General features: G+C 61.2%; 1 protein-coding gene. It reads right to left on the bottom strand.

Annotated features, from left to right (window positions below):
- Nucleotides 1-952, bottom strand: a 952-nt coding sequence (locus tag HF921_RS13160) for an FAD-binding oxidoreductase (protein ID WP_215893997.1), incomplete at both ends; no start/stop codon positions are given.

The following is a 952-nucleotide window of genomic DNA, read 5'->3' as shown; positions in this document are numbered from 1 at the left end:
CACCGCCTCGGGCGTTGGCAATACGTACCACCGCCGCCGCTGCCGCACCCGCTGCATCAGGGTCATCGCTGGCGATATCCGTGAGCAACAGCATCTTCGGGCGTTCGTGGCGGGGGGCCTTGTTGCTGTACTTGATGGCTTTGAGATAGCGCTCGTCCAGATGCTCCAGCCCGGTGAGCAGGACATGCTCCAATCCCTCCACATAGGATTTCACTTCGATGATGGCTGGTACCGCGGCATCCAGATCGGTGCCATAAAACTCCAGGCAGACCGTGCGCACATGGGCTGGCATCTGATGGAGCAGGAAGCGTCCGGAGGTGATAATGCCGTCGCAGCCTTCTTTCTGGATGCCTGGCAGACCGCCGAGAAACTTGTCGGTGACATCCTTGCCCAACCCGGCCTTGCGGAAGCTGGCACCGGGCAGGGTGAGTACTTCCGGCTCTCCGAGCGTTGTATGTCCATCGGCGGCAAAGCGATTCAGGCGAAAACGGACCACCGGCTGATCGTGAATTTTGCCGAGATTATGATCCAGGCGCTCCACTTCCAGCCAATTCCCATCGGGGGTCACCATGCGCCAGGAGAGCAGGTTGTCGAGGGCCGTACCCCAGAGCACAGCCTTCTTGCCCCCCGCATTCATGGCGATATTCCCGCCGATGGTAGAGGCGTCCATGGATGTGGGATCGACGGCAAAAACGAGGCCTGCCGCATCGGCCGCATCGGCCACGATCTTGGTGACCACACCTGCACCCGCAAAGATGCTGGGGACAGGGCTGCTCAGGCCCTGCGGCGTGACCATCTCGATCACCGACATTTGTTCCAGCTTTTCGGTATTGATGACAGCGCAGTGGCGGCGCAGTGGAATGGCACCGCCGGTATAGCCGGTGCCACCACCGCGCGGGATGATGGATAGCCCAATTTCGCGGCAAACGGCGACCATGCGCTGCACCTCGGA

Source organism: Acidithiobacillus ferriphilus, from assembly GCF_018854775.1.
Taxonomy (GTDB): domain Bacteria; phylum Pseudomonadota; class Gammaproteobacteria; order Acidithiobacillales; family Acidithiobacillaceae; genus Acidithiobacillus; species Acidithiobacillus ferriphilus.
The sequence above is the reverse complement of the archived record's forward strand: the minus strand, read 5'-3'. Positions and strand labels throughout refer to the sequence as shown.